The organism is Amycolatopsis sp. NPDC051045, assembly GCF_040682955.1.
In the GTDB taxonomy this organism is placed as follows: domain Bacteria; phylum Actinomycetota; class Actinomycetes; order Mycobacteriales; family Pseudonocardiaceae; genus Amycolatopsis.
Map to the genome: position 1 here is coordinate 196868 of NZ_JBFBCC010000014.1, position 26734 is coordinate 223601.

General features: G+C 72.4%; 25 protein-coding genes and 1 pseudogene. 12 read left to right on the top strand and 14 right to left on the bottom strand.

What is annotated here, in order from left to right; all coding sequences use genetic code 11:
* Window positions 1-35 precede the first annotated feature (35 nt).
* Together AB0M80_RS29695 and AB0M80_RS29700 are read right to left on the bottom strand one after the other, a co-directional pair.
* Complete coding sequence (locus AB0M80_RS29695) at window positions 36-290, bottom strand: hypothetical protein (protein WP_364571517.1); 255 nt, start codon at window positions 288-290, stop codon at window positions 36-38.
* A gap of 109 nt (window positions 291-399) precedes the next feature.
* A complete protein-coding gene (locus tag AB0M80_RS29700; protein ID WP_004560682.1) occupies window positions 400-1101 on the bottom strand; it encodes an IclR family transcriptional regulator in 702 nt (233 codons plus the stop codon).
* Between the two features lie 141 nt (window positions 1102-1242).
* Here AB0M80_RS29700 and leuC point away from each other — a divergent pair, with 141 nt between their 5' ends.
* The 4 genes from leuC (at window position 1243) to AB0M80_RS29720 (ending at window position 7664) form a co-directional block, all read left to right on the top strand.
* Window positions 1243-2676, top strand: coding sequence for a 3-isopropylmalate dehydratase large subunit (gene leuC, locus AB0M80_RS29705; RefSeq protein WP_364571519.1), 1434 nt, complete (start codon window positions 1243-1245; stop codon window positions 2674-2676).
* A gap of 21 nt (window positions 2677-2697) precedes the next feature.
* Complete coding sequence (gene leuD, locus AB0M80_RS29710) at window positions 2698-3300, top strand: 3-isopropylmalate dehydratase small subunit (RefSeq protein ID WP_364571521.1); 603 nt, start codon at window positions 2698-2700, stop codon at window positions 3298-3300.
* 239 nt (window positions 3301-3539) lie between these two features.
* Window positions 3540-4232, top strand: a complete 693-nt coding sequence (locus AB0M80_RS29715; protein WP_364571523.1) for an HU family DNA-binding protein — start codon at window positions 3540-3542, stop codon at window positions 4230-4232.
* A gap of 636 nt (window positions 4233-4868) precedes the next feature.
* Window positions 4869-7664 (top strand): BTAD domain-containing putative transcriptional regulator, encoded by a 2796-nt coding sequence (locus AB0M80_RS29720; RefSeq protein WP_364571525.1) that lies wholly within the window; start codon window positions 4869-4871, stop codon window positions 7662-7664.
* A gap of 101 nt (window positions 7665-7765) precedes the next feature.
* Here AB0M80_RS29720 and AB0M80_RS29725 read toward each other — a convergent pair.
* From AB0M80_RS29725 to cofC, 4 genes and pseudogenes are all read right to left on the bottom strand, one after another.
* Window positions 7766-7900, bottom strand: a pseudogene (locus AB0M80_RS29725) (IS30 family transposase); the annotation flags it as partial.
* Window positions 7901-8077: 177 nt separating this feature from the next.
* Window positions 8078-9031 (bottom strand): NUDIX hydrolase, encoded by a 954-nt coding sequence (locus tag AB0M80_RS29730; protein ID WP_364571527.1) that lies wholly within the window; start codon window positions 9029-9031, stop codon window positions 8078-8080.
* On the bottom strand, window positions 9028-11433 hold the full coding sequence (locus tag AB0M80_RS29735; RefSeq protein WP_364571529.1) for an RNA degradosome polyphosphate kinase: 2406 nt from the start codon (window positions 11431-11433) through the stop codon (window positions 9028-9030). Before AB0M80_RS29735 ends, AB0M80_RS29730 begins: the two co-directional genes overlap by 4 nt.
* 55 nt (window positions 11434-11488) lie before the next feature.
* Window positions 11489-12121 (bottom strand): 2-phospho-L-lactate guanylyltransferase, encoded by a 633-nt coding sequence (cofC, locus tag AB0M80_RS29740; protein WP_364571531.1) that lies wholly within the window; start codon window positions 12119-12121, stop codon window positions 11489-11491.
* A 515-nt stretch (window positions 12122-12636) separates the two neighbouring features.
* Between cofC and AB0M80_RS29745 the strand changes: the two genes are divergently transcribed.
* The 3 genes from AB0M80_RS29745 to AB0M80_RS29755 all read left to right on the top strand — a co-directional run bounded on the left by AB0M80_RS29745 (window position 12637) and on the right by AB0M80_RS29755 (window position 15052).
* A complete protein-coding gene (locus AB0M80_RS29745) occupies window positions 12637-13356 on the top strand; it encodes a lysophospholipid acyltransferase family protein (RefSeq protein WP_364571533.1) in 720 nt (239 codons plus the stop codon).
* A complete protein-coding gene (locus AB0M80_RS29750; protein ID WP_364571535.1) occupies window positions 13356-14372 on the top strand; it encodes an NAD(P)H-dependent glycerol-3-phosphate dehydrogenase in 1017 nt (338 codons plus the stop codon). Before AB0M80_RS29745 ends, AB0M80_RS29750 begins: the two co-directional genes overlap by 1 nt.
* 200 nt (window positions 14373-14572) lie before the next feature.
* The gene (locus AB0M80_RS29755; RefSeq protein WP_364571537.1) at window positions 14573-15052 is read left to right on the top strand and encodes a cysteine dioxygenase family protein; all 480 of its coding nucleotides are present in this window, start codon (window positions 14573-14575) and stop codon (window positions 15050-15052) included.
* Window positions 15053-15060: 8 nt separating this feature from the next.
* On the opposite strand, the gene AB0M80_RS29760 is transcribed toward AB0M80_RS29755, so the two are convergent.
* From AB0M80_RS29760 to AB0M80_RS29780, 5 genes are all read right to left on the bottom strand, one after another.
* Window positions 15061-16038, bottom strand: coding sequence for an asparaginase (locus AB0M80_RS29760; protein ID WP_364571539.1), 978 nt, complete (start codon window positions 16036-16038; stop codon window positions 15061-15063).
* Window positions 16039-16110: 72 nt separating this feature from the next.
* Window positions 16111-16491 carry a VOC family protein gene (locus AB0M80_RS29765; RefSeq protein ID WP_364571540.1) on the bottom strand — a complete coding sequence of 127 codons (381 nt, stop codon included), beginning with the start codon at window positions 16489-16491 and terminating at the stop codon, window positions 16111-16113.
* A 63-nt stretch (window positions 16492-16554) separates the two neighbouring features.
* Entirely contained in the window at window positions 16555-17295 is a 741-nt protein-coding gene (locus AB0M80_RS29770) for an FAD:protein FMN transferase (protein WP_364571542.1), read from the bottom strand.
* Window positions 17292-17762, bottom strand: coding sequence for an FMN-binding protein (locus AB0M80_RS29775; protein ID WP_364571544.1), 471 nt, complete (start codon window positions 17760-17762; stop codon window positions 17292-17294). The genes AB0M80_RS29770 and AB0M80_RS29775 overlap by 4 nt, the downstream gene beginning before the upstream one ends.
* A 9-nt stretch (window positions 17763-17771) precedes the next feature.
* The gene (locus tag AB0M80_RS29780) at window positions 17772-19118 is read right to left on the bottom strand and encodes a ferredoxin reductase family protein (RefSeq protein ID WP_364571703.1); all 1347 of its coding nucleotides are present in this window, start codon (window positions 19116-19118) and stop codon (window positions 17772-17774) included.
* A 147-nt stretch (window positions 19119-19265) separates the two neighbouring features.
* On the opposite strand from AB0M80_RS29780, the gene AB0M80_RS29785 reads away from it, so the two are divergent.
* On the top strand, window positions 19266-19979 hold the full coding sequence (locus tag AB0M80_RS29785; protein WP_364571546.1) for a response regulator transcription factor: 714 nt from the start codon (window positions 19266-19268) through the stop codon (window positions 19977-19979).
* Window positions 19976-21397 carry an ATP-binding protein gene (locus AB0M80_RS29790; protein ID WP_364571548.1) on the top strand — a complete coding sequence of 474 codons (1422 nt, stop codon included), beginning with the start codon at window positions 19976-19978 and terminating at the stop codon, window positions 21395-21397. Before AB0M80_RS29785 ends, AB0M80_RS29790 begins: the two co-directional genes overlap by 4 nt.
* Here AB0M80_RS29790 and AB0M80_RS29795 read toward each other — a convergent pair.
* The gene (locus AB0M80_RS29795) at window positions 21369-22025 is read right to left on the bottom strand and encodes a pyridoxamine 5'-phosphate oxidase family protein (protein ID WP_364571550.1); all 657 of its coding nucleotides are present in this window, start codon (window positions 22023-22025) and stop codon (window positions 21369-21371) included. The two genes, AB0M80_RS29790 and AB0M80_RS29795, sit on opposite strands and share 29 nt — an antisense overlap.
* Window positions 22026-22105: 80 nt before the next feature.
* Here AB0M80_RS29795 and AB0M80_RS29800 point away from each other — a divergent pair, with 80 nt between their 5' ends.
* Both AB0M80_RS29800 and AB0M80_RS29805 read left to right on the top strand, forming a co-directional pair.
* Window positions 22106-23479 (top strand): PLP-dependent aminotransferase family protein, encoded by a 1374-nt coding sequence (locus AB0M80_RS29800; protein WP_364571552.1) that lies wholly within the window; start codon window positions 22106-22108, stop codon window positions 23477-23479.
* Window positions 23480-23754: 275 nt separating this feature from the next.
* Window positions 23755-24849: a D-alanine--D-alanine ligase family protein gene (locus AB0M80_RS29805; protein WP_364571554.1), complete on the top strand. Its 1095-nt coding sequence runs from the start codon at window positions 23755-23757 to the stop codon at window positions 24847-24849.
* On the opposite strand, the gene AB0M80_RS29810 is transcribed toward AB0M80_RS29805, so the two are convergent.
* Both AB0M80_RS29810 and AB0M80_RS29815 read right to left on the bottom strand, forming a co-directional pair.
* Window positions 24846-25385 (bottom strand): DUF3515 domain-containing protein, encoded by a 540-nt coding sequence (locus AB0M80_RS29810; protein WP_364571556.1) that lies wholly within the window; start codon window positions 25383-25385, stop codon window positions 24846-24848. The two genes, AB0M80_RS29805 and AB0M80_RS29810, sit on opposite strands and share 4 nt — an antisense overlap.
* A gap of 19 nt (window positions 25386-25404) precedes the next feature.
* Window positions 25405-25638, bottom strand: a complete 234-nt coding sequence (locus AB0M80_RS29815; RefSeq protein WP_003091994.1) for an Lrp/AsnC ligand binding domain-containing protein — start codon at window positions 25636-25638, stop codon at window positions 25405-25407.
* 137 nt (window positions 25639-25775) lie between these two features.
* Here AB0M80_RS29815 and AB0M80_RS29820 point away from each other — a divergent pair, with 137 nt between their 5' ends.
* Window positions 25776-26732, top strand: a complete 957-nt coding sequence (locus AB0M80_RS29820; protein WP_364571558.1) for a thiamine-phosphate kinase — start codon at window positions 25776-25778, stop codon at window positions 26730-26732.
* The last annotated feature ends 2 nt before the right edge of the window (window positions 26733-26734 follow it).

Consider the following 26734-nt stretch of genomic DNA (forward strand, 5'->3'; position numbering starts at 1 on the left):
CCCGCGTACACGCGCGAGCAACCCGGAAGGTTGCTTCAGGCGGCGGCGAGGGTATCGCCCAGCGCGCGGCGCCCATCGGCGGTGAGCTCGGCCCGGGTCCACTGCCCGAGGGCCACGACCCGGGCCGCCCGGATCAGGCCCGCCCGCGCCAGCTGGTGCGCGGTCGCCTGGTCGCAGCACGGCAGGCCGTCGACCCGAAGGTCCGGTTCACAGCTGCAGGTGAGCTCGGCGCGCCCAGCGCCGACGGCCCGCAACATCGCCATCGCCCGGCGATTCAGTTCGGTGCTCATGGTCGTCCCCCTCTTGTAGTACCGACTACAAGGAGACGTGGCCGAGCTCACCGAATACGCGACTTCGGGCCGGGTCACCCGAACAGGCGCACCCGCCCACTCCGGAGCCTCAGAGCCGTTCCTGCAGCGCGTCCGCCGCCGCGAGGAGGTCCGCCGCCCACCGAGCCCCCGGCTTGCGGCCGATCCGCTCGATCGGGCCCGACACCGACACCGCCGCCACGACCGTCCCGGCGGAGTCCCGCACCGGCGCCGAGATGCTCGCCACGCCGGGCTCTCGCTCCGCCACGCTCTGCGCCCAGCCCCGCCGCCGCACTTCCAGCAGCGTCCGCTCGCCGAAGACCGCGTCGGCCAGGATCGTGCGCTGCGTGTGCGGGTCCGCCCAGGCCGCGAGCACCTTCGCGCCCGAACCGGCCGTCATCGGCAGGCGCGAACCCACCGGCACCGTGTCGCGCAACCCGCTCGGCGGCTCCGCCGTCGAGACGCACACGCGCTGGACGCCGTCGCGCCGGTACAGCTGGACGCTTTCCCCCGTGACGTCGCGCAGCTTCGGCAGCACCACGCCCGCCGCGTCGAGCAGCGGGTCGGTCGAACCGCCCGCCAGTTCGGCCAGCGCCGTACCGGGGCGCCAGCGCCCGTCCGGACCGCGGCGCAGCAGCCGGTGCACCTCCAAGCCGACCGCGAGCCGGTGCGCGGTGGCCCGGGGAAGGCCGGTCCGCGTGCACAGTTCCGCGAGGCCGCAGGGGTCGTCCGCGACCGCCTGCAGGACGGCCACTGCTTTGTCCAGTACTCCGATACCGCTATGCTGTCCCACGACCCGATACTAGCGTCCCGCACTTTGGGAAGTCCAGCATCTGGGAAACCCTGAACTCGAGCTGCGCCCTTCCTTCGCGGCTCGCATCCGTTCCGTAGGTGCGCGCCCGAGTTCGACGACGAACCGTGGAAGGAGCCGGAGATGACCAGCCCGACCGGCAAGGCCCGCACGCTGGCGGAGAAGGTGTGGGAAAGCCACCTCGTGCGCCGAGGCGAAGGCGCCGAACCGGACCTGCTCTACATCGACCTCCACCTGCTGCACGAAGTCACCAGCCCGCAGGCCTTCGACGGCCTCCGCCTGGCCGGGCGGCCGGTGCGCCGCCCCGACCTGACCATCGCGACCGAGGACCACAACGTCCCGACCATCGACATCGAGCTGCCCATCGCCGATCCGGTCTCGCGCACCCAGGTCGACACCCTTCGCCGCAACTGCAAGGAGTTCGGTGTCCGGCTGCACCCGATGGGTGACGCCGAGCAGGGCATCGTGCACGTCATCGGCCCCCAGCTCGGCCTGACCCAGCCCGGCATGACCGTGGTCTGCGGCGACAGCCACACCTCGACGCACGGCGCGTTCGGCGCCATCGCCTTCGGCATCGGCACGTCCGAGGTCGAGCACGTGCTGGCCACCCAGACGCTGCCGCTGCGTCCGTTCAAGACGATGGCGATCACCGTCGACGGCGAGCTGCGCCCCGGCGTCACGGCGAAGGACGTCATCCTCGCCGTGATCGCCAAGATCGGCACCGGCGGCGGGCAGGGCTACGTCCTGGAGTACCGCGGCAAGGCCATCGAGGCCCTCTCGATGGAGGCCAGGATGACCATCTGCAACATGTCGATCGAGGCCGGTGCCCGCGCCGGGCTGATCGCCCCGGACGAGACGACGTTCGCGTACCTGAAGGGCCGCCCGCACGCGCCGCAGGGCGCGGACTGGGACGCGGCGCTCGAGAACTGGCGGCAGCTGCGCACCGACGACGGCGCGGAGTTCGACGCCGAGGTGCACCTGGACGCGTCCGCGCTGACGCCGTTCGTCACCTGGGGCACCAACCCCGGCCAGGGCCTGCCGCTGAGCGCCGAGGTGCCCGACCCGGAGCGGATCCCGGACGAGAACGACCGCATCGCCGCTGAGAAAGCCCTGTCCTACATGGACTTGAAGCCCGGCACGCCGCTGCGGGAGATCGCGGTCGACACCGTCTTCCTCGGCTCCTGCACCAACGGCCGGATCGAGGACCTGCGGGCCGCCGCCGACGTGCTGCGTGGTCGGAAAGTGGCGGACTCCGTCCGGATGCTGGTGGTTCCCGGCTCCATGCGGGTCCGCAAGGCCGCCGAGGCCGAGGGCCTCGACCAGGTCTTCACCGAGGCGGGTGCCGAGTGGCGCCAGGCCGGCTGCTCGATGTGCCTCGGCATGAACCCGGACCAGCTGAAGCCGGGGGAGCGCAGCGCGTCGACGTCGAACCGCAACTTCGAGGGCCGGCAGGGCAAGGGCGGCCGGACGCACCTGGTCTCGCCGCTCGTGGCCGCCGCCACGGCCGTCCGGGGCACGCTGTCGTCGCCGGAAGACCTGCTGACCGCCGCCCGCTGACCCACCCGAGGAGCTACAGCCATGGAACCGTTCACCCAGCACACCGGCGTCGGCGTCCCGCTGCGCCGGTCCAACGTGGACACCGACCAGATCATCCCGGCGGTCTACCTCAAGCGGGTGACCCGGACGGGGTTCGAGGACGGCCTGTTCGCCGCCTGGCGCGGCGACGAGGACTTCATCCTCAACCAGGAGCCGTTCAACCGGGGCACCGTGCTCGTCGCGGGGCCGGACTTCGGAACCGGTTCCTCCCGCGAGCACGCCGTCTGGGCGCTGATGGACTACGGCTTCAAGGTCGTCATCTCCGCCCGGTTCGCCGACATCTTCCGCGGCAACTCCGGCAAGGGCGGCCTGGTGGCCGCGCAGTGCGAGCAGCACGACGTCGAACTGCTCTGGAAGCTGCTGGAGAACGAGCCCGGCACCGAGGTCACGGTCGACCTCGAGACCAAGACGGTGCGGGCCAAGGACTTCACCGCGCCCTTCCAGATCGACGACTACGTCCGCTGGCGGCTGCTGGAAGGCCTCGACGACATCGCTCTCACGTTGCGCCATGCCGGTGAGATCGACACCTTCGAGTCGAGCCGCCCGTCCTGGAAGCCGACGACCACACCGGTCGCCGCCGGCTAGCCCGGTCCCGGGGCGGGATCGGTTGCCCGGCAAGCGATCCCGCCCCGCACGCCGGCTTCGACACCACACCGAACGGCCCTCCGAGAGCTCCTTTTACCGGGGCTCTTCGCGAGGCGGAACCCCTCCCGGGACAAGGGAAAGTTCCGCGTGCCGTTTGGAATTTGTGCTGCCTTGGTAATACCGTGTCGCTAGTCGGCCGTCGCGGCCGTGGACGAGTAGTTCCTTCTTGGAGGACTGGAATGGCCAACAAGGCCCAGCTGATCGAGGCGCTGACGGAGCGCCTGGGCGACAAGAAGGCCGCTTCCGAGGCGGTCGACGGTCTGGTCGACATCATCATCCGGACGGTCAACAAGGGTGAAAAGGTCAACATCACCGGTTTCGGGGTGTTCGAGAAGCGCGCCCGCGCCGCGCGGACGGCCCGGAACCCGCGCACCGGTGAGGCCGTGAAGGTCAAGAAGACCAACGTGCCCGCCTTCCGCGCCGGGACCACCTTCAAGGACGTCATTTCCGGCGCGAAGAAGCTGCCGAAGGCCACCCCGGCCAAGCGCGCGACCGCGACCACCGGCACGCGGGCGACCGCCACCCCGTCCCGCACGGCCGCGGCCAAGCCCGCGACCACGCGGTCGACGACCACGCGGACCCGCGCAACCGCGGCAAAGCCGGCGGCCACGCGGACGACGGCGGCCAAGGCGACGGCCGCGAAGGCGACGACGGCGAAGGCTGCGACGGCGAAGCCGGCGACCACGCGGGCGAAGGCCGCACCCAAGGCGACGGCGGCGAAGTCGACCACGGCGAAGACCACGGCGGCCAAGACGACGGCCGCGAAGGCGACGACGGCCGCGAAGCCCGCTGCGGCGAAGACGACCACGGCCCGCAAGACCACCGCCAAGGCGCCGGCGAGGCGGACCTCGGCCGCGGCGAAGAAGGCCTGACTCGCCCGAAACTGTCGGACCCCTGCGGTAACGTGAAATCCGGGGGACCCCCCGCTAGGCGAGCTGATTTTCCGGCAGGGCCCCGCGCGACGTGCGCGGGGCCCTGCCGCATGTCCGGGCCGGTGCGGCAGAAGCGATCCGGGCATCAGGCGGGCGGCTCGCGGCCGAGCGGAGGCCGGGCGAACCGACTGTCTCCGCAGGTAAACCGAGTCCCAGCCCCGCGAACCGACCGCCCGGACAAGTGATCCGACCGTCGGGCACGTGAACCGACCGTCCGGACGATTGATCCGTCTGTCTGGGTAGGTGGACCGGCCCTTGGGGTGCGCGATCCGTCTGTCTGGGTACGTGAGCGGACCCTCGGGGTGCGCGAACCGACTGTCCGGGTACGTGGGCCGACCCTCGGGGGTGCGCGAACCCGACTGTCCGGCCCCTCCAACCCTCCAGCCACGCGAAGCCGTGGAAGCGAAAAAGTCACCCACCGCCAGCACTGCTTCCCGAACGGACACCGCACACCACCCGCTCGGCCCAACCCCGCCCCCCGGGACCGGTTCCGCCCAATTTCGCAAAGTTGCTTGAGCGCCCGGCCGAGTGATGCCACGCTGCGTTCCTCGGGGCCCGCGTCCGGCGGGGCCGGCGGTGCGCGAGGCGAACCTGGGGGCGACCACCATCGACATCCGGCTGCTCGGCCCGTTCCAGGTGCTCGTCGACGGTTCGCCGGTCGTGCTGACCAGTTCCCGGCAGCGCGCGCTGCTCGCCACGCTCGCGCTGGCCGCCGGCCGCCTGGTGTCGATCGATGCCCTCGCCCGCGGCGTGTGGGGGGAAACTCCGCCCGCGCACATCCGCGGCAGCCTGCAAACCTACGTCATGCGCCTGCGCCGGCTCTGCGGCGAAGAAACCGTCGTCACCGAACCGGACGGTTACCGGCTGGTCGTCGACCCGTCCCGGGTGGACGCCCTGCGCTTCCTCCAGATCCTCGACCAGGCCGCCGCCGCGACGGAACCCGCGCGTCGTAGAGAACTGCTCACCGCCGCGCTCGACGGCTGGGGCGGTGTCCCCCTCGAAGGCGTCGGCTCTCCCTCGCTGACCGCCGAATGGGGCCCGCTCCTGACCGAGCGCTACCTCTTCGCCGTGGAACAGCGCATCGACCTCGACGCCGGGCTCGTCCCCGACGCGCGGCTCGTCGCCGAACTGACCGACCTCGTCGCCCAGCACCCGCTGCGGGAGTCGTTGTGGGAACGGCTGGTGCGCGCCCTCGCCCGCTCCGGGCGCCGCGCCGAAGCGCTGGCGCGCTACGCCGGGCTGCGTGCGTTGCTGGCCGACGAACTGGGCGTCGAACCGGGCGAAGATCTCCGCCGCCTGCACGCGGAACTGCTCGCCGCCGACGCGGAACCGGCCGTGCACACCGTTCCCCGTCAGCTGCCCTTCGACGTCGCCGGCTTCACCGGCCGCGGCCCCGAACTCGCCGAACTCGACCGGCTGCCGCCCGGCGGCGCCTCCGGCATCGTCGTCATCGAAGGCACCGCGGGTGTCGGGAAGACATCGCTGGCGGTGCACTGGTCCCACCGCGTCCGCGAGCGCTTCCCCGGTGGCCAGCTGTTCCTCGACCTGCGCGGCCACTCCGCGGACACCCCGGTCACGCCCGGCGCCGCGCTGGCCGGCTTCCTCCGCGCCCTCGGTGTCCCGCCCGAGACCCTGCCTTCCACAGTGGAGGAACGCTCGGCGCTGCTGCGCAGCAGGCTGGCCGGCAGCCGCACCCTCATGCTGCTCGACAACGCGCGCGACGCCGACCAGGTCCGTCCGCTCCTGCCCGGCTCCGGCAACCTCGTCGTGGTGACCAGCCGCAACCAGCTTCGCGGCCTCGTCGCCCGCGACGGCGCCCGCCGCATCGCCTTGCGCACCTTCGACGACCGCGACGCGACCGCGCTGCTCGCCGGCAGCGTCGGGTCACAGCGCCTCGCCGCCGAGCCCGGCGCCGTCGCCGAACTCGTCCAGCTCTGCGGCCGCCTGCCGCTGGCACTGGCCCTCGCCGGGGAACGCACTTCCCGGTTTTCCGGCGTCTCGCTCGCCGGAATCGTCGAGGAGCTCCGCGACCAGCGGCTGCGGCTCGACACCCTCCGCGACCCCCAGGACGCCGGCACCGACCTCCGCGCCGCGTTCTCCTGGTCGTACAAGGCACTGCGCCCGGCCGCGGCGCGCTTCTTCCGGCTGCTCGGCCTCCACCCCGGCCACGGTTTCAGCCTGGCCTCGGCCGCCGCGCTCGCGGGCGCCGACCTGCGCGAAGCCCGTGAACTCGCCGACCAGCTCGCCGCCGCCCACCTGCTCAACCAGCCCGGCACCGACCGCTACCAGTTCCACGACCTCCTGCGCGTCTACGCCGGCGAGCTCGTCGAAACCGAAACGACGGCGGCCGAGCGCGCGGCCGCGCTGCGCCGGCTCGTCGACTGGTACCTCGCCAGCGTCGCCGAAGCGAACAAACTGGTCCGCCCCGACCTGCTCACCGAGGACATCACGCTCGACCCCGCACCGCTGCCCGCCGTCCGCTTCGCACAGCACGAGCAGACGATCGCCTGGTACACCACCGAACGCCAGGCTTTGACCGCGCTCGTCGGCATCGCCGCCGGTCACGGCTGGACCGCGCACGCCTGGAAACTCGCGTGGCTTCTGCGCGGGTTCTTCGCCGAACGCCACGACCGCGACGACTGGATCACCACCGCGCGCACGGCCGTCGAGGCCACCCGCGACGCCGGCGACAGCACCGGTCTCCAGTACAGCGCCAACAACCTCGGCTCGGCCTACCTGCGCACCCTCCAGCCCGACAAAGCGATCGAAGCGCTGGAGGAAGCGCGCGCCGCGTCCCAGACCGTCGAGGGCAGCACGCTGACCGTGGCGATCCTGTCCAATCTCGCGGGCGCGTACTACGTCCGGGCCGACTACGCCGAGGTCGAACGCCACGCGTTGCTGGCGGTCGACCTCGCCCGCGACCACGGCCAGCGCACGTTCGTGCCGCACGCGCTGCTCAACGTCAGCGCGAGCCGCATCGGCCTCCGCGACTACGACCGCGCGGCCGAAGCCGCCCAGGCGGCCCGCGAAGCGTTCGCCGAACTCGGCGACCGCTACCACGCGGCACTCGCCCTCGGAAACGTCGCGGAGGCCCTCGAAGGAGCCGGCAGGCACGACGAAGCGGAGAAGGCCGGCCTCGACGCCCTCGCCGAACTGAAGGAACTGAACGCCGACTACGGCACCATCGACGTCCAGATCACCCTGGGCCGCCTCAAGAACCGCACCGGCCGGGCGCAGGAGGCGAGCGATCACTGGGCCGAGGCGCTGACCGTCAGCCAGCGCCTCGGCGACCCCCGCGTCGCGGAGATCCAAGCCCTGCTGGCCGCGGTGCCGACAGAAAGGCACCCGGCCCGGGATGCGCCGTACCCCTAGCCCGGCGCAGCCCAGCGGGACCCTGGACAAGTACACCAAGATCGACTGTCACGGCGCTGTCGTGGGCTCGGGCAGGGTGGCGATCTTCGCGCTGAGGGCAGCACGTAGCGGGTGCTCCGCTCGACCAGAGTGCCGATCGCGGACCGGTTGTGGGCGCCCATGATCGGGTCGCCTTCCCAGTGCCCCGGCACCGCCCGGTTCGCTGCTTCGGCGGGCCGGGCGCTGATCATCACCATCTCGGTGGCCATCCGGTGTCGTCGCTGATCCGGGCGGGTGTGGGGGCGGCGAGCAGCCCCCGCCCTCTCCGGGGGGCGTCCCCAGGTCCAGTCTATCGGCGGGTGCCGTCAAAACCGGGCGATCGGCGATCGTGGGCCGCAGCTGTCCACATCACGGCCGGGGTGTGGACAACCGGCTCAGGAGTGGCTGGGGGAGGGGGCCGGGAGCGCGCTCGGGTGGTAGTCCGCCGACAGCAGCAGCGGGCCCTCCTCGGCCGTCGGCGGGCGGAACGACAGGACCCAGAACGAGCCCTTCTTGCTCGGCACCACTCCGCCGCGCGCCGCCGGGAGCTCCACGCCGTCGCGGTCCGCCAGGGTGCTCAGCAGGTCCGGGATCACGCCGCCCTGGCTGCACACCACCGGCGTCCCGCCGTCGCCGGCCACGGCCAGGAGCCGCGCCGCGCCCAGCACCGGATCCGGCCAGTAGCCCTCTTCCGAGAACAACGGTTCGTGCCGCACTTCGGCCGCGACGTCCTCCGCGACGCCGTGCACCGTCTGCACGCATCGCAGCCGCGGCGCCGACAACACCCGGTCCGGCCTGAACAACGCCAGTACCCGTCGCAGCGCCGCCGCCTGCCGCAGTCCCGCTTCGGACAACGGCCGGAGATCGTCGTCGCCGGACCACTCGTCCCGCTTGCCCGCTTTCGCGTGCCGCACCAGCAACACCGTCGTCAGGCCCACCGGCAGCTCGCAGAACGCCCGCAGCACCCGCACGTCCTCCGGCCGCGTCAGGACCTTCTCCGCCGCCGCCGGGTCCAGCCAGCGCAGCTCGTCGACCTCGTCGTTCGCCGCGAACTCCCCGGACACCGCTTCCGCGGCGAAGTAGTCGACCGTCTTCGGCACCGTCCCGGAGCCGTTCCGCGACGGCACCGGGTACGCCGTGCGCACCAGGTAGCGGCCCAGGACCGCGGCGAACCCGGTCTCCTCGCGCACTTCTCGTACCGCGGCCTCGGCGATCGTCTCGCCCGGATCCAACTTCCCCTTCGGCAACGACCAGTCGTCGTACCGCGGGCGGTGCACCAGGGCGACCTCCGTCACCCGCCCGGCGAGGCGCCACAGCACCGCGCCGGCCGCCCGTACTGCTTCGGTCATCCGGCGGCCCCGTGCAGCTTCGCCAGCTCCAGCTGGTGGTCCCGCACCCGCGAGCCGTCCGCCGGGAACGGCGACCACTCGCCGCTCGCCGTCAGCACCCAGCACCGCGTCGCCGGATCCAGCGCCGAGTCGAACATGTCGTCGAGCTGCACGGTCAGCTTCGGGTCCTTCACCCGCACCAGCGCCTCGATCCGCCGGTCCAGGTTCCGGTGCATCATGTCCGCGCTGCCGAGCCAGTGCGTGCCGCCGGCGCGGAAGTGGAAGACGCGCGAATGCTCCAGGAACCGCCCCAGGATCGATCGGACGTGGATGTTTTCCGACAATCCCTCGACACCCGGCTTCAGCGCGCAGATCCCGCGGACGACGACGTCGACCGGCACCCCCGCCTGCGACGCGTGGTACAGCGCGTCGATCACCTGCTCGTCGACCAGCGAGTTGCACTTGATCCGGATCCCGGCCTGCTGCCCGGCCCGCGCGAGCTCGATCTCCTCGCCGATCGCCCGGACGATGCCGCGGCGGATGCCGTGCGGCGACGTCAGGATCGTCCGGTAGGTGTCCTGCCGCGAATAGCCGGTCAGCACGTTGAACAGGTCGGTGACGTCGGCGCCGATGCTCGGGTCGGCCGTCAGCAGCCCGAGGTCCTCGTAGAGCCGCGCGGTCTTCGGGTTGTAGTTGCCGGTGCCGATGTGGCAGTAGCGCCGGATCGTCGAGCCCTCCTGGCGCACCACCATCGACACCTTGCAGTGCGTCTTCAGCCCGACCAGGCCGTACACGACGTGCACGCCCGCGCGCTCCAGCGTCCGCGCCCAGGTGATGTTCGCCTGCTCGTCGAACCGCGCCTTGATCTCCACCAGCGCGACGACCTGCTTGCCCGCTTCCGCGGCGTCGATCAGCGCGTCGACGATCGGGGAGTCACCCGACGTCCGGTACAGCGTCTGCTTGATCGCGAGAACCTTGGAGTCGGCCGCCGCCTGCTCGATGAACCGCTGCACGCTGGTCGAGAACGAGTCGTACGGGTGGTGCACCAGCACGTCGCCCTCGCGCAGCGTCGCGAAGACGCTCTTCGGCGTTTCCCGCTCGCCGAACGCCGGGTGCGTCGCCGGGACGAACGGCCGGTCCTTGAGCTCCTTGCGGTCCACAGCGGACAGCTGGTGCAGGCAGGTCAGGTCGAGCAGCCCGGGCACCTCGACGACGTCGGCCGGGTCGACGTCCAGCTCGCGCAGCAGCAGTTCGAGCATGTGCTCGCTCATGTCCTGCGCGACCTCGAGGCGCACCGGCGGGCCGAACCGGCGCTGCGCCAGTTCGCGCTCCAGCGCCTGCAGCAGGTCCTCGTCCCGATCTTCGTCGACCTCGAAGTCGGCGTTGCGGGTGACCCGGAAGACGTGGTGCTCCGTGACGTCCATGCCGGTGAACAACTCACCCAAGTGGGCGGAGATGAGCTCTTCGAGCGGCAGGAACGTCGCCGTGCGGCTGGTCCGCTCGGTCTCGACGCGCATCAGCCGCGGCACGTTGCTCGGCACCTTCACCCTGGCGAAGCGCTCGGTGCCGCCCTCCGGGTCGCGCACCGTCACCGCGAGGTTGAGCGAAAGGCCGGAAATGTAGGGGAACGGGTGCGCCGGGTCGACGGCCAGCGGCGTCAGCACCGGGAAGATCTGCTCGGAGAAGTAGCTCGACAGCCGCAGCTGGTCGGCACCGGCCAGGTCGGCCCAGCCGACGATCCGGATGTCGTGCTCGGCCAGCTGCGGGCGCAGGTGCTTCTCGAAGGCGCCGGTCTGCCGTTCGACCAGGTCCTGGTTGCGCTTGGCGATGTAGCCCAGCTGCTCGCGCGGGGTGAGCCCGTCCGCGCTGCGCACCAGCAGGCCGGTCTCGTCGCGGCGCTTCAGGCCGGCGACGCGGACCATGTAGAACTCGTCCAGATTGGACGCGAAGATGGCCAGGAACTTCGCCCGCTCCAGCAGCGGCTGCGACTCGTCCTCGGCCAGCGCGAGCACGCGGGAGTTGAAGTCCTGCCACGACAGCTCGCGGTTGAAGTACCGGTCGTCCGGCAGCGTCTCGACGGCGGTCGGCGAGGTGGTGACCGCGGGTGGCGCCGACGGCACGGCGCGGAACTCCTCGGGACCGCGCGGGTTGCCCTGCGGGGAGCTGCGGCGCCGCGTCGTCGCGGGGGTGGCCGCCGCGGCGGTGGCCTTGCGGGTCCTCGCCTTGCCGGCGGTGGCACGGGCGGCGGTGTCGCGCGCGGTGGACTTCGACGGCACCTTCTTGGGGGTGGCCGGCTTGACCGCGGCCGGTTTCGGCGTGCTCGCCCGGGACGCCTTCTTCGCCGGGTCCGAAGGTTCGTTCGCCGGGTTCCGTCGCCTCCGCGGTGCGGGCGTGCCGCCGTCGTCTGTGCTCACGGCCCCCATTCTTCACTACGTGCCGCGGAATCGCGCAGGCCTCGGTGAAGGTCGGATGAACAGCTCAGCGCGGTATCGCACACGGTGCGCCGAGGTGGGCGGCGGTGTGTTTCCCGACACCCATGGCCCGCGCGTGGGCAAGATCATCCGGGGTGTCGACGTCGCTGCGCAGGCTCGGCAAAGCGTGGGACAGGGGGATCGCCCCGGACTCGGCGTGCTTCCGCGCCGAGCCGGGCCCGAAGCGGGGATCGAGGGGCTCGCCGGGGGCGGCCAGCAGCAGGGTGGTGCCGGTGCCCTGGCGATCGGCGACGAAGGCCCTCCTCCCGGCTGCCTCGGTGAGGGCGGCCGCGAGATCGCCGGCGCGCAGGGCCGGGAGGTCGGCTTGGAGCGCGCCCACGACAGCGGCCGGATCGTCGGCTTTCACCAGGGCCTCGCCGTGGCGGAAGGCGGCGTTGAGGGTCTTTTCGGCGGGTTCGGCGACGATCTCGACACCGAGTTCGGCCAGCTCGGCGACGGCCCCGGGATCGGCGGCGACGAGCAGCACCCGCCTGACGTGCGCGCTCGAGATCACGGCGGCGAGCGTGTCGGCGGCCAGCGCCAGGACCAGCCCGGGGTGGCGGTCCGCCTCGACGGCACCACGCAGCCGCGACTTGCCGTCGCGGGGGTGTTTCATCGGCACGACCAGATCCACGTCCACGTGTCCATCTTTACCCGAAAGCCGCGGCGGCCGTCGGCCGCCCGGGTGGGTTGTCCACAGGCGACGGGTGTTGTGGACAACTTGGGGTTGGTGGGGTTCGGGGGCGGGGTTTTGTCGGGTGGGGTCGGTAGGTTCGGTTTCGGGGGTGCCCCTGGTGGGGGATGGCGGCCCCCTGGGAGGGCGGGCTGTGTGTGGGGTGGGCTGTGTGTGGGGCGGGCTGTGTGTGGGGCGGGCTGTGTGTGGTGTTTGATCACCTGTCCGGCGAGACCACGCGAGATTCCGGTCCAGCTCGGCAGCTTATGAGAGCTAGGCGCCAGCCAAGTCGGGCACGCCGGGTCGAGCAGCGGGGCGGCGCCCAGGCACCGCGCAAGCGGCCGACTGCCCGCAAAGCGACCAAGCCGAGCAGGCCGCAAAACCCCTCAGTCCAGGTCATGCCCCTCACCGACTCCCGCCGAACCGACCCTCCCTGGACTGCTCCGAACCCGGCGCGGCAGGATCAAGGCCGGACGTGACACGTGGAGGAGGAGATCGTGGCCCGGCGTGAGAAGGGCGGCTTCTGGGTGGGGCTCGCCGCCGCACTGTTCTACCCGCTCACCGCCATCGGGCGGCGGGTCTACGTCGGGGCCGAGAAGATCCCGCGGCAGGGTCCGGCTCTCCTCGTCATGAACCACATCTCGCACTTCGACCCCGCCGTTGATGCCGTCTTCGTGCACCGGCAGAAGCGGGTTCCGCGGTTCCTCTTCAAGGAGAGCCTGACGCGCGCGCCGATCCTCGGCCCGATCGTCTCCGGGTCCGGGCAGATCCCCGTCTCCCGCGGGTCCGCCGCCGCCGGGGACAGTCTCAAGGCCGCGCACGATGCTCTCGCCCAGGGCAAAGTCGTCGTCATCTATCCCGAGGGCACCATCACCAGGGACCCGGCCGGCTGGCCGAAGGAGTCCTTCACCGGCGCCGCGCGGCTCGCGCTGCAGAACGACGTTCCCGTCATCCCCATCGCGCGCTGGGGTACCAACCAGATCTTCGACGGCTACACGAAGAAGTTCACCCCGCTCCCGCGCAAGACGATCACCCACTTCGTCGGCGACCCGCTCGACCTGTCCGCCTACCGCGACGGCAACAACCGCAGCGCGTCGAAGCTGCGCGAAGTCACCAAGGTCATGATGGACGAGGTGACCCGGCTCCTCGCCGAAATCCGGCACGAGGAACCGCCGTCGGCGAAGCCGGGGGATCCCACCTGATGCGCGCCGACGTGCAGCGGGTCACCGTCCTCGGGGCCGGTTCGTGGGGCACCGCCTTCGCCAAGGTGCTCGGCGACGCCGGCCGCGAGGTCACCGTGTGGGCGCGCCGCGAGCAGGTCGCCGAGGACATCCGGGAACGGCACACCAACAGTGCCTACCTGCCCGGCGTGTCCCTGCCGGGAACCATCACCGCCACCAGCGATCCGGCGAAGGCCCTGCACGACGCCGAAGCCGTGGTCCTCGCCGTGCCCAGCCAGAGCCTGCGGGCCAACCTGACGGCGTGGCGCGGCCTGCTGCCGCCCGAGGCGATCCTGGTCAGCCTGGCCAAGGGCGTCGAACTCGGCACGCTCAAGCGGATGAGCGAGGTGATCGCCGAGATCGTCGGGATCGCCGCCGCCGACGTCGTCGTGGTCACCGGGCCGAACCTGGCCAAGGAGATCGCCGCCGGCCAGCCGTCCGCTTCCGTGCTGGCCTGCGCCGACCACGAGCGCGCGGTCGCGATCCAGCGCGCCTGCGCCAACTCCTACTTCCGCCCGTACACGAACACCGACGTCGTCGGCTGCGAGCTCGGCGGCGCGTGCAAGAACGTGATCGCGCTCAGCACCGGGATGGCCGCGGGCCTCGGCCTCGGCACCAACACGATGGCGACGCTCATCACCCGCGGCCTGGCCGAGATGGCCCGGCTCGGCGCGAAGCTCGGTGCCGACCCGCTCACGTTCGCCGGGCTCGCCGGCGTCGGCGACCTGGTGGCGACGTGCTCGTCGCCGCTTTCGCGCAACCGCACCTTCGGGGAGCGCCTGGGCCGCGGCGAGACCCTCGAGCAGGCGCAGGCGGCCGCGGGCGGACAGGTCGCCGAGGGCGTCATGTCGTGCTCCTCGATCCGGGCGCTGGCCCAGAGCGTCGGTGTCGACATGCCGATCACCGACGCCATGCACCGCGTCTGCCACGAGGGCGTCGACCCGCGGCAGGCCGGAGCCGAGCTGCTGGGGCGGTCGCAGAAGCACGAGTGGTCCTGAAAGGGTGACCTACCGCCCGGATGGTGGGAGCGGCTTGACCGGGCGGGGAGCGGCTGGAACTCTGGTCGCCATGTTCGCGCACGCCATGTCCGAGTCGCGAGGCCTCCGCGGCCTCCACTCCGCCGTGCGCGCGTGTCGCTGTTGTCGGTGAACCCCGCCCCGGCCCAGCTCGACACCCTTTTCTTCCCGTGAGGACCCTCATGTTCGCCGTTCCGGACAACACCCTGCTGCGTCCCGAAAACCCCGCCCTGCGCCACCCGGTGCGCGTTGCGCTCGAGGTCGCCGCCGACCGCGACCGCTGGCGCCACCTGCTGCGCTACGACCCCGAAGAGCGCTTCGCGGCGCTGGTGTCGAAGGACGAGCAGCAGGAGGTGTGGCTGATGAGCTGGCTGCCCGGCCAGCGCACCGACCTGCACGACCACGCGTTCGCCAGCGGCGCGTTCACCGTGGTCAGCGGCCACCTGACGGAAGCCGTGGCGCGTCGCGCGCCGGACGGCCGCGCGGTCACCGAACTGCACGCCCTGGCGGCGGGGCAGTCGCGGGTGTTCGGGCCGGGGTACGTGCACGAGGTCCGCAACGACGGCCCGGACCCGGCGGTCTCGGTCCACGTCTACCGCGACGCGGGCCGCGCGATGCGCCCGTACCACCTGGACCCGCTTGGCGGCCCGGTCCTCGGCTGACGCCCCCTTCAGTCCAGGTCGCCGCGCAGGCGGAACCCGCGTTCGATCTCCTCGCGGTCCGCGCCGGACGCCAGCAGCGCGTGCAGCAGGATCCGGGACTTCCGCGCGTCCAGCCAGCCCGCCATCGTCGCGCCCATCGCGATCAGGTCGGCCTCCGAGCCGGGGAAACCGTACGTCGAGCGCAGCGTCGGGCCCGCGCCCGTCCGGGACGCGACCACGACCGGCAACCGCGGGAGGAGCCGTTCGATCACGTCGGCCGTGCCGGCGGAAACGTGCCCCGCGCCCGTCGCGGCGACCACCACCCCGCGCACCCCCGACTGGGAAGCCGCGTGCTCCAGCACCGCCCCCGAGTCGTCGAGACCCGCTTCGACCACCGGGACCAGGCCGCCGAAGTCGCGACCGGCCGGCGACGGCAGCCTCGGCGGCGACGGGTGGAAGTAGTGCACCGCGTTTTCCACGACCATGCCGAGCGGCCCGGCGGGTGCCGACGAGAACGCCTCCAGGTGGCTCGAATGCGCCTTCCGCACCCAGCGCGCCGCGTGGACGTCGTCGTTGAGCGTCACCAGCGCACCCCGGCCGCGGCTGCGCGGATCGGCCGCCACGGTCAGCGCGTTGCGCAGGTTCGCCGGGCCGTCCGCGCTGAGCAGGCCAGCGTTGCGCATCGCGCCGGTGACCACCACCGGGATCTCCGACGGCCAGCACAGATCCAGGAAGTACGCCGTCTCTTCGAAGGTGTCGGTGCCCTGCACGACCACGAAACCGTCGGCGTCCTGCTGCAACCCCCACTCGCGGCACCGCAGCAGCGTCGCGAAGTCCAGCGACGCGCTGCCGATCCCGGCCAAGGTCTCCGCCAGGACGTCCATCGGCAGGTCGCCGAGCCCGCCGAGCAGCTCGGCCGCGCCGAACCGGGGCACCGCGCCGCCTTCGCCGCGGACCGGGGCCATCGAGATGGTGCCGCCCAGGGTGGCGACCGCGATCAAGGGCATGCGGTCCACCTTAGGCAGCCGGCTCGACCGCCTGGAGGGGGTGGCTCGCCGCCGGCCGCGACGGCGTGTCCGTCACGAAGTCGCGGCCCGCTCGGCCGCGCTGCGCAGCACGCAGAACTCGTTGCCCTCCGGGTCGCCCAGCACGGCCCAGCCGGTGCCGTCGGGGTTGCGGCGGTCGTCGACGAGCGTCGCGCCCAGGCCCAGCAGCCGCTCGACCTCCTCGTCGCGCGGGATGTCCGGCTGCAGGCACAGGTGGAGGCGGTTCTTCACCGTCTTCGGCTCCGGCACGCGCAGGAAGAGCAGGCTCGTCCCGTCGTTGAGCTCGAAGCCCACCTCGTCGTCGCCCGGCTGGTCTTCGTCGGGGATCGGCTTACCGGTGACCTGGCTCCAGAACTGCAACAGCGAGTACGGGTCGGCGCAGTCGACGGAAACGTTGAGGACGGACGACGGCATGGCACTCCTCGAGGTCGGGTGCTGCCGAGTCTGGCCGAGCCCCGGCCGGGGAGCGAACCGATTTCAGGACGCCAGCGCGAGCCCCGCCGTCCGGTGCACGCGACGGCTGTCGTCGACGATGAGGATCTCGCAGTCCGGCCGGTCGGCCGCCCAGGTGATGCCCTCCGTGCCCATCGCGAACGCCGCGGTGGCCAGCGCGTCCGCGGTCACCAGGTCGCCGGCCACGACGGTGACGCTCATCAGCCCGGTCGCCGGGGTGCCGGAGCGGCCGTCGAGGATGTGCGAGCCGCGCTCGTACGCCGCCGACGTCGCGATCGCGCCGTTGCGCGACTCCAGCACCGCGCACACCGCGAGGGGCTGCTCCGGGTGGCGCACGCCGACCCGCCATGGACGTCCCGGCTCCGGCTCGCCCGCGGTGACGACGTCGCCGCCGGCGTTGAGGCAGAACGTCGTCGCGCCCTCGGCCTTCAGCAGGTCGGCGGCGCGCTGCACCGCCCAGCCCTTGACGACCGCGCACGGATCGAGGCCGCGGCCGGGCAGCCGCGCGCGGAAGGCGCCGCCGGAGAGCTGCTCGTAGTACGCGCAGAGCTCCAGGACCTCCAGGAGGTCATCGCTCAGCTCGGCGGCCGGCAGCTCGCCGCGGTCGTACCGGCTGACCTCGCTGTCCTCTTTGAACGGGCTGAACCGGGCGTCGACGTCGCGGAACCACGCGAAGACCTCGTCGACGACCTCGGCGAAGTCGCCTTCGTCACGCAGGTCCAGCGAGATCGGCAGGCCCATCACCTGTTCGACGCGGGTGGTCATCGTTTGCCCCTCGCGTCGATCGCGGCCTGCAGCGACGTCTTGTACGACTCGCTCGTCTCGGTCGCGCCGGTCACCGTGTCGATGTTCGCGCTCTGCGCCTGCATCGCCTCTTCCTGCAGCCGCGGCAACGCGGTGAGCGCCCGCCCGTGGTCCGGGGCCTGCAGCAGCGTGATCGCGGTGAGGCGGCTGCCGGAGAACGTCACCTGGACCTGCACGATCCCGAACACGCTGGACTCCGCCGTGCCCTGCGCGGTCACCGTCGCCCCCGAATTGTCCGATGTGGACGGTGCGGGGGACTTGGTGTCCGAAATGGACGGTTTGGTCGGCGGCGCGGCCGAGGGGGACGGTGCCGCGATGCTAGGCGGCGGCTGGGCGATGGCGGTGCTGCGCGCCGGTTCCGGCTCGAACCGCCAGACCGCGATGAACCCGGCGATCGACAGCGCGACGACGAAGATGGTCTTCTTCACAACGTTCCCCTAGGCCGCGAGGCTGAAGCGTTCGGCGTGGACCTGCGCGTTCGGCACGCGCAGCTCGCGCAGGCTGCGCAGCACGGCCGAGGTCATCCCCGGCGGGCCGCAGACGAACACGTCCCGCTCGTGCACGTCCGGCACCATCATGTGCAGGTTCGCCGGTCCGAGCATCACGCCGCGCGGACCCACCGCCTGGTCCGGCCCGGTGAGCACGTTGACGACGGCGCCGCGGGCCTTGGCCAGCTCGTTCAGTTCCGGCAGCAGCACCGCGTCGGCCTGGTTGCGGACCCGGTACAACACCACGACGTGGCCGTCGATGTCTTCCAGCAGCGCGCGGATCGGCGTGATCCCGACGCCGCCCGCCACGAGCAGCGCGTTGGGCCGCTGCTGGTGGATTGTCGTGAAGGCGCCGTACGGGCCTTCGGCGAACACGCGCGTCCCGATGCGCAGGTTGCGCAGGCCCGCGCTGGAGCCGCCGAGGGCTTTCGCGGTCAGCCGCAGGGTACGGCCGTCGGGCGCGGCCGACAGCGAGAACGGATTGGCCTGCCACCAGCGGTCCTTGGTGAGGAACCGCCACAGGAAGAACTGCCCGGCCTTGGCCGGCATCTTGTCCAGGTGCTTGCCGGTCATGTACACCGAAACGACGTCCGGGGACTCGGAGACCACCGCCGTGACGCGCAGCTGGTGGCGCAGGTTCCGCCACAGCGGCAGCACGACGCGCCCGGCGAGCACGGCGGCGCCGGCGCCGAGCCAGAGCGTCCACCAGTACGCTTTCGCCTGCTCCGAGCCGGTGAACGACTGGCCCTGCGCGATCTGGTGGCTGAAGGCCAGCAGCACCGCGGCGTAGGTGTAGAGGTGGATGAAGTGCCACGTCTCGTAGGCCAGCCGCTTGCGCGCGAACCGGGCCGACACCACGCCCACCACCAGGATCAGCGCGAACGCGACCAGCGCGCGCAGGATCCCCTCCAGCTTGTTCGCCATGTCGACCAGCTCGTCGACGACGCCGTTGCGCTCGACCTCCGCGTAGCCCAGGGTGATGAACACCAGGTGCGCCAGCAGGGTCCACAGGAGCGTGAAGCCGGTCCAGCGGTGCCAGGTGGTCAGCCGGTCCATCCCGAGCCGGCGGTCCAGCCAGGGCAGCCGGGCCACCAGCAGCAGCTGGAACGCCATCGCCAGCGCGCCGTACAGCCCGGCGAGCCTGCCGATGGTGATCAGCAGGTTCTGCGAGACCCCGGCCTGTGCGAACAGGAGGGTGACGGCGGCCACGTTGGCGCCGAGGAAGAGGAAGAGGCCGGATTTCGCGGCGATCCGGGGGCGGATCGCCGGGCGCGCGGCCTCGGCGGTCTGCGTCATGCTGCTCACACGGATTCCCCTTCGATTCGGTTCACGAAGGCCAGCCTCGTCACGCAGCCTGTGGCGAGGCTGGGTGCCCGCTGTCGGATTCCTGTCGGCCCGTCCCACGGGTCGCCCGGCGGGCCCGCGGCGGGAGAAGATGCGGGGGTGCAGACCCCTGACCCCGTGCGCCTGCTCGTCGTCGACGACGAGCCGCACATCGCCGACCTCGTCGCCACCGTCGCCCGGTACGAGGGCTGGCAGGCGGTCACGGCCGGGACCGGCCAGGCCGCGCTGAGCCGGGCCGCGGAGTTCGCGCCGGACATCGTCGTGCTCGACCTGATGCTGCCCGACCTGGACGGCTTCACCGTGCTCGACCGCCTGCGGGAGAACGGCAGCGCGGTGCCCGTGGTGTTCCTCACGGCCAAGGACGCGACGGCCGACCGGATCGCCGGGCTCACCCGTGGGGGTGACGACTACCTCGTGAAACCGTTTTCGGTCGAGGAGCTGATGGCGCGGCTGCGGGCGGTGCTGCGGCGCAGCGCCGGCGTCGCGCACCAGCCCGAGCCGCGCGGTGCCGTGCTGCAGGTCGGCGACCTGACCCTCGACGAGGACACCCGCGAGGTCCGCCGCGGCGACCGCCTGGCCGAGCTGACCCCGACCGAGTACGAGCTGCTGCGCTACCTCATGCGCCGGTCGCCGTCGGTGCTGACCAAGGCGCAGATCCTCGACCACGTCTGGGAGTACGACTTCGGGGGCCGGTCCAACGTGGTCGAACTGGTCATTTCGCACCTGCGGCGCAAGCTCGACGCGGGGGACGGCGAGCCGCTGATCCACACCGTGCGCGGCGTCGGCTACGTCGTGCGGCAGGCCCACCGGTGACGGGTGCGATCCGCCGGTGGTACGGGGCCTGGCAGCGCACCAGGCTGGGCACCCGGATCACCCTCGGCCTCGGCGCGCTCGCGCTGGTGGTGTTCGCGGCCGTCGGCGTCACGACGGTCGGCATCATGCACGGCTACCTCGACCGGCGGCTCGACGAGCAGTTGTCCAAGAGCCAGACCACACAGCTGCCGCTGCTGCGCGAGACGCACGGCTCGCCGCAGTCGGTGTACTCCTGGTATTCGGCGCTGTACAAGGTCCACGACGGCGTCGCGGTCTCCGAGCCGGGCGGCCGGCTGCCGGGTGATGCCCAGCAGCTGGCGAAGATCGCCGTCGAAGCCGTGCACGGCGACGTCACCCGCACCGTCTACCTGCGCGACGACGGCCCGTACCGGGTGCGCGCGTGCCCGGTCGACACCGACTCGGTGCTGCTGTCCGCCGCGCCGCAGAAGGACCTCGACGGCACGGTCCGGCAGCTGATCTGGGTGGAGGTCGGCGCGTTCGCGCTCGCCCTGGCCGTGCTGGTGGTCGTGGGACGGCTGGTGCTGCGCCGCGGCCTGCGTCCGCTGGCCGACATGGCCGGCACCGCGCACGACATCGCCTCCCAGGACCTCACCGCGAACCCCGACCTGCCGGTGCGTGCGGCGGGCACCGGCGGCGGCGCCGAAGTCGACGAGCTGCGGACGGCGTTCAACGTGATGCTGGCGCACATCGACACGTCACTGGCCGCGAAGACCGAGGCCAACGAGCGGCTGCGCCGGTTCGTCGCGGACGCGTCGCACGAGCTGCGGACGCCACTGACGTCGATCCGCGGTTACGCCGATCTCTTCCGCTACGCCGCGGCGAACGAGCCGGCGGAGCGGGAGGCGCACCTGGCGAAGATCCGCGAGGAGACGGCGCGGATGACCGTGCTCGTCGACGACCTCCTGCTGCTGGCCCGGCTCGACGCCCGGGCCGCCGAGACGCCGTTGCGGCCCGAGCGCGTCGACCTGGCCGAGCTGGCCGGGGACGCGGCGGACGCGTTCGCCGCCGGGCGCCCGGACCACCCCTTGACGTCGTCCTCGGCGACGGCGGTGGTGGACGCCGACCCGGTCCGGCTGCGGCAGGTGCTGGACAACCTGCTGGCCAACGCCGCCGTGCACACCCCGCCCGGGACGGCGGTGCACGTCGCCGTGACGGTCGAGGGCGCCGAAGCCGTCGTCCGGGTCACCGACACCGGGCCCGGCATCGCGCCGTCCGATCAGGAGCGGATCTTCGACCGGTTCTTCCGCGTCGACGACTCCCGCACCCGCGGCAACGGCGGCACGGGGCTCGGGCTGTCGGTGGCCCACTCCCTGGTCACGGCGCAGAACGGCACGTTGTCGGTGTCATCGGAGCCGGGGCGCACGGTCTTCACCGTGCGGTTGCCGCTCGCGCGGTGACGTGCGGCGGAACCGGCCGGCCGGGGGCGAGGTCGGCCGACGGTTCGGGCGCGCCGTAGACCGTCCGCACCGGCAGCACCCCGGCCCAGGCGGTGTCCGCTTCGACGTCTTCCGGCTCGTCGTCCGGCCCTTCGGCGCGCATCTTCACCGACGCCTCGGCGAGGTCCAGCGCGAGCACGGACACCGCGGCGAACTCCTTGGCGTCGACCTCGCGCGCGTGCTCCCACGAACCGGGCGCGAGGTGGTCGGTGAGCACCTTCAGGCCGTGCATCTTGGCCTCGGCGTCGAGGACCGGTTTCGCCTGGCCGAGAACGACCGCGCTGCGGTAGTTCATCGAGTGGTTGTTCACCGAGCGCGAGTAGACGATGCCGTCGAGGAGCGTCACCGTCACGCAGACGTCGACGCCGTTCGCCGCGGTGCGGAGACTCGCCGCGCCGGTCGAACCGTGCAGGTAGAGCGTGTCGCCGTCGCGGCCGTAGCCGGTCGGCAGCACCAGCGGCACGCCGTCGCGGACGATTCCGAGGTGGCAGATCAGGCCCTCGTCCAGGACCTCGTACAGCGCCGAGCGGTCGGTGACGGCGCGGTGCTTCTTGCGGCCGAGCGTGGTGCGGGGCGTGGTCGACAACATGCGATCAGCGTCTCCCGGAACAGTGGCCTCGGAAAACGGCCACTTCTCGTACGCTTGGGAAGTCCACTCGAGGAGGTCCCGTGTCCCACACCGACACCGCGCTCCCGGTCAGCCTCGACCGGTCGGCGATGACGCCGCTGGCGGTGCAACTGGCCGACGCGCTGCGCGAAGCGGCGGCGAGCGGGCACCTGCGCGGCGGCGACCGGCTGCCCTCGACGCGGGCGCTGGCCGGCCGGCTCGGCGTCAGCCGCACGGTGACCTCGGCGGCCTACGAGCAGCTGCACGCCGAGGGCTGGATCGCGGGGCGGCACGGCTCCGGCACCTACGTGACGACCCCGCCTTCGTTCTCGGCTTCCGAGGTCCCGGCGCCCGGTCCGGTGCCGGGTGCGGAAGTGGAGGTGTCACCGCTCCTGGACCTCGGGCCCGGCACGCCGTGGGCGGCGGGGCTGGACCGCGCGGCGTGGCGGCGCGCCTGGCGGGCGGCGGCGGACCCGGAGCCGCTGGTCCGCGCCCACCGCGCCGGGCTGCCGGAGTACCGCGCGGCGGTGTCGGAGCACCTGCTGCGCCACCGCGGGCTGGCCGCGGGTTCGGTCCTGGCCACCGGCGGGACGACGGCCGCGGTGGTGGAACTGGCCGCGGCGGTGCTCGGCCGCGGCGACGTCGTCGCCGTCGAAGAGCCCGGCTACCAGCGGGCGGTGCAGGCGTTCCGCCGGGCGGGGATGCAGGTCGTGGGCGTGCCGGTGGACGAGGAAGGGCTGCGGCCGGAGGAGATCCCGGCGGGCGCGCGGGCGGTGTACTGCTCGCCGGCGCACCAGTACCCGATGGGCAGCAGGCTGAGCGCGGCGCGGCGGGTTTCGCTAATCGAGCGGGCGCGGGCGTCGGCCATGCTGGTCATCGAGGACGACTACGACGGCGAGCTCCGGTTCGACGTCGCGCCGCTGCCGATGCTGGCCGCGCTGGCGCCGGACGTGGTGGCGCACCTCGGGACGACTTCGAAGATCCTCACGCCGACGCTGGGCGCGGGGTGGATGGTGGCGCCGGAGGCGATCACGTCGGCGGTGCTGGCCTACCGGGACTCGACGGGCACGCGGCCGTCCCCGGCCGGGCAGCGGGTGCTGTACGAGTTCGCCCGCAACGGGGATCTGGGGCGTCACCTGCGGAAGCTGCGCCGCGAGATGGCGGAGCGCCGGACGCTGCTGGCGGGGGCGCTGGCGGCCGCGGGCATCCCGGTCCGCGGCGACGACGCGGGAGCGCACCTGGTGGTGCCGTTCTCGTCGGCTTCGGTGGAGGTGTCGGTGATCGCGGCGGCCGAGCGGCGCGGGATCCGGCTGGACGGGCTGGCGCGGCACTTCGCGGGAACGCCCTCGGCGCACGGGGTGGCGATCGGGTACGCGGGGTGTTCGCGGGAGGCTTTGGTGGCGGCGCTGCCGGTGCTGGTGGCGTTGCTGCGCTGAAGTTCCGCTGTTGTCCCGGCTGTTGTCCACAGCCCGGCCGTGTTGTGGACAAGGGAGCCCGGCCGGCGGCTTTTCCCGGAGCCGGGTCGGTGCGCACCGATACGCTCAGTGTGGCGGTGGCCCCCCAAGGGAGGGCGGGTCCTGCCCGGGCCCACCGGTCCCTCGACCCACCGGACGTGCCAAGCCGCTCACGGGTTGCGTTCGTCGCCGCGGGGCTCGCGCTCGCCGCACGGGGCTGGGCTGTTCGCCGAGGTCACCGGGTACGGTGGCTCACCATGAGCGAGAAGATCCGGGTGGCGGTCGTGTTCGGCGGGCGCAGCAGCGAGCACACCATCTCGTGCCTGTCCGCCGGCAGCGTCCTGGGACACCTCGACCCGGAGCGGTTCGAGGCGGTTCCCGTCGGGATCACGCGCGCGGGCCGCTGGGTGCTCGGCAGCGGCGACTCCGCCCAGCTCGCCATCCGCGGCCGCGAACTCCCGTCCGTCGACGACGGCAAGGGGCTCGTCCTCGCCGGTGACCCCTCCAGCCAGGGGCTCGTGGCCGTCGAACCGGGACGGGAAAGCGAAATGCTGTCCCGCGTCGACGTCGTCTTCCCGGTGCTGCACGGCGCCTTCGGCGAGGACGGCACCATCCAGGGCCTCCTCGAGCTCGCCGGCATCCCGTACGTCGGGCCCGGCGTCCTGGCCAGCGCCGCCGCCATGGACAAGGAAACCGCCAAGAAACTCCTGGCCGCCGAAGGACTTCCGGTCGGCACCTACACGGCCCTCCGCCGCGGTCAGTCCACTTTGGACCAGGCGGAGCGGGAAAAGCTCGGCCTGCCGGTGTTCGTCAAGCCCTCGCGCGCCGGCTCCTCCGTCGGCATCACCCGCGTCGCCGACTGGGCCGCCCTGGACGCCGCCATCGAGCTCGCCCGTGCGACCGATCCCAAGGTCCTCGTGGAGGCCGCCGTCGTCGGGCGGGAAGTCGAGTGCGGTGTCCTCGAGTTCCCGGACGGCCACGTCGAAGCCTCGCTCCCGGCCGAGATCCGCGTCCTTTCCGAGGACGAAAACGCTTGGTACGACTTCGAAACGAAGTACCTCGGCGACGACGCCGAGCTCGACATCCCGGCCAAGCTCGACGACGCGCTCACCGAGAAGCTCCGCGCGATGGCCGTCGAAGCGTTCCACGCCCTCGACTGCCAGGGCCTGGCGCGCGTCGACTTCTTCGTCGGCGAGGGCGGCGAGCTGACGATCAACGAGGTCAACACCATGCCCGGCTTCACGACGAAGTCCGCCTACCCGAAGATGTGGGAGGTCACCGGCATGGACTACCCGACGCTGCTGACCACGCTCATCGAGACGGCGATCGCGCGTGGGACCGGCCTCCGCTAGGAAAAGCGCAACGGCCGCGCGGGCAGCTTCGCGGCCACTGTGTCCGAGATCTCCTGCAGCGGCCCGGTTCCGGCGCTGTCCGGGACCGTCAGCGCCGCGTAGACCTCGCGGTCCACGACGTACCACGTCGACGCGCCCTCGCCCGGGACCTGCAGCCACTGCACGCCGTTCACCAGGCGCAGCTGGGCCGACGGCGTCAGCTCCGGCGGGCGGTCCAGGCCGCAGCGCAGCACCAGCGGATCCGTCGATCCCCAGGCCACCGTGGCGGGCGGCGCCGGCGAAGCCAGTTCGCGCACCTTCAGGGAAGCGCCGTTGGACGTCAGTTCCGTGGGCACGGCGCCGAGCAGCGTCCCGCAGGCCGGCGTACCGGCCGCGGGAGCGGGCACGGGGACCAGCGGCAGCGGGCCGGAATCGGCGGAGTCCGCCGACCCCTTGGTCAGGGCGAACACGGCGACGGCGACCGCCAGGGCCACGGCGAGCGCGGCCGCGGTGACGAGCACCACCTTGGGCGGCGCACCGGTGTCGGAGTCAGGCACCGGACCACTACACCACTGCTCAGAGGTGGACGACCGGGCAGGTCAGCGTCCGCGTGATGCCTTCCACGTTCTGCACCTTCGCGACCACGAGCTGGCCCAGCTGGTCGACGTTGTCGGCGGCCGCGCGGACGATGACGTCGTACGGTCCGGTGACATCCTCCGAGCTGGTCACACCCGGGATGCTGGAGATCTCGGCAGCCACCGCGGCCGCCTTGCCGACCTCGGTCTGGATGAGGATGTATGCGTGGACCACGGCGCGCCCTTTCGTCGGGATCTTGTCGCTCAAGGTAGGAACGTCATCAGCAACGTATCGCCAGCTCACGGAAAAACATAGGGCATCCGACTATCGGTGATCGATCTTTGTCCCGGTAGAGAAAGCAGAGGTGACCGGTGTCACCGAACGACGGAACGGTCGCCGAGACCGGCGAGTTCGCGCTCATCCGCGCCGTCACCGAAGGACGGCGCCAGCCGCCGGGCACGCTGCTCGGTCCGGGCGACGACGCCGCCGTCGTCGCCGCCCCGGACGGGCGCGTGGTCGCCAGCACCGACGTGCTCGTGCAGGGCGTGCACTTCCGGCTCGACTGGTCCTCGCCCGAGCACGTCGGGCGCAAGGCCGTCGCGGTCAACCTGGCCGACATCGCCGCCATGGGCGCCACCCCGACCACCGTCCTGGTCGGCCTCGCCTGCCCGTCCGACACCCCGCGGGCGGTCGTCACCGGCCTCGCCGACGGCATGTGGGCCGAAGCCGAACGCGCCGGCGTGGGCGTCTCCGGCGGCGACATGGTCCGCGCCGATCAGCTCGTGATCAGTGTCACGGCCCTCGGCGACCTCGGCGACCGCGAGCCGGTGACGCGCTCGGGTGCCCGGCCCGGTGACGTCGTCGCCGTCTGCGGACGGCTCGGCTGGGCCGCCGCCGGCCTGGCCGTGCTCGGCCGCGGGTTCCGGTCCCCGGTCGGTGTCGTCAACGCCCAGCGTTGCCCGGAACCACCCTACGAAGCCGGCCCGCGCGCCGCCCTCGCCGGAGCGACGTCGATGATCGACGTCTCCGACGGCCTGCTCGCCGATCTCGGCCACATCGGCGAGGCCTCCCGGGTCGGCGTCGACGTCCGCACCGCCGACCTCGACATCCCCGCCCGGCTCACCGAGGTCGGCGCCGCGCTCGGCGCGGACCCCCTGGACTGGGTGCTCACCGGCGGCGAAGACCACGCCCTCGCGGCCACGTTCCCGCCGTTCACCGAGCTGCCCGACGGCTGGCGCGTGATCGGCGTCGTCACCATGGCCGACTCCGGGATCACCGTCGACGGCAAGCCGTTCACCCGAAACGGGGGATGGACGCACTGGCGCTGATC

What these genes read in the sequence shown, in the direction of transcription:
- AB0M80_RS29695 (WP_364571517.1), bottom strand. Translation starts at nt 290, where the DNA reads ATGAGCACCGAACTGAATCGCCGGGCGATGGCGATGTTGCGGGCCGTC.
- leuC (WP_364571519.1), top strand. Translation starts at nt 1,243, where the DNA reads ATGACCAGCCCGACCGGCAAGGCCCGCACGCTGGCGGAGAAGGTGTGG.
- leuD (WP_364571521.1), top strand. Translation starts at nt 2,698, where the DNA reads ATGGAACCGTTCACCCAGCACACCGGCGTCGGCGTCCCGCTGCGCCGG.
- AB0M80_RS29715 (WP_364571523.1), top strand. Translation starts at nt 3,540, where the DNA reads ATGGCCAACAAGGCCCAGCTGATCGAGGCGCTGACGGAGCGCCTGGGC.
- AB0M80_RS29730 (WP_364571527.1), bottom strand. Translation starts at nt 9,031, where the DNA reads ATGACCGAAGCAGTACGGGCGGCCGGCGCGGTGCTGTGGCGCCTCGCC.
- AB0M80_RS29735 (WP_364571529.1), bottom strand. Translation starts at nt 11,433, where the DNA reads ATGGGGGCCGTGAGCACAGACGACGGCGGCACGCCCGCACCGCGGAGG.
- AB0M80_RS29750 (WP_364571535.1), top strand. Translation starts at nt 13,356, where the DNA reads ATGCGCGCCGACGTGCAGCGGGTCACCGTCCTCGGGGCCGGTTCGTGG.
- AB0M80_RS29755 (WP_364571537.1), top strand. Translation starts at nt 14,573, where the DNA reads ATGTTCGCCGTTCCGGACAACACCCTGCTGCGTCCCGAAAACCCCGCC.
- AB0M80_RS29760 (WP_364571539.1), bottom strand. Translation starts at nt 16,038, where the DNA reads ATGCCCTTGATCGCGGTCGCCACCCTGGGCGGCACCATCTCGATGGCC.
- AB0M80_RS29765 (WP_364571540.1), bottom strand. Translation starts at nt 16,491, where the DNA reads ATGCCGTCGTCCGTCCTCAACGTTTCCGTCGACTGCGCCGACCCGTAC.
- AB0M80_RS29770 (WP_364571542.1), bottom strand. Translation starts at nt 17,295, where the DNA reads ATGACCACCCGCGTCGAACAGGTGATGGGCCTGCCGATCTCGCTGGAC.
- AB0M80_RS29780 (WP_364571703.1), bottom strand. Translation starts at nt 19,118, where the DNA reads ATGACGCAGACCGCCGAGGCCGCGCGCCCGGCGATCCGCCCCCGGATC.
- AB0M80_RS29795 (WP_364571550.1), bottom strand. Translation starts at nt 22,025, where the DNA reads ATGTTGTCGACCACGCCCCGCACCACGCTCGGCCGCAAGAAGCACCGC.
- AB0M80_RS29805 (WP_364571554.1), top strand. Translation starts at nt 23,755, where the DNA reads ATGAGCGAGAAGATCCGGGTGGCGGTCGTGTTCGGCGGGCGCAGCAGC.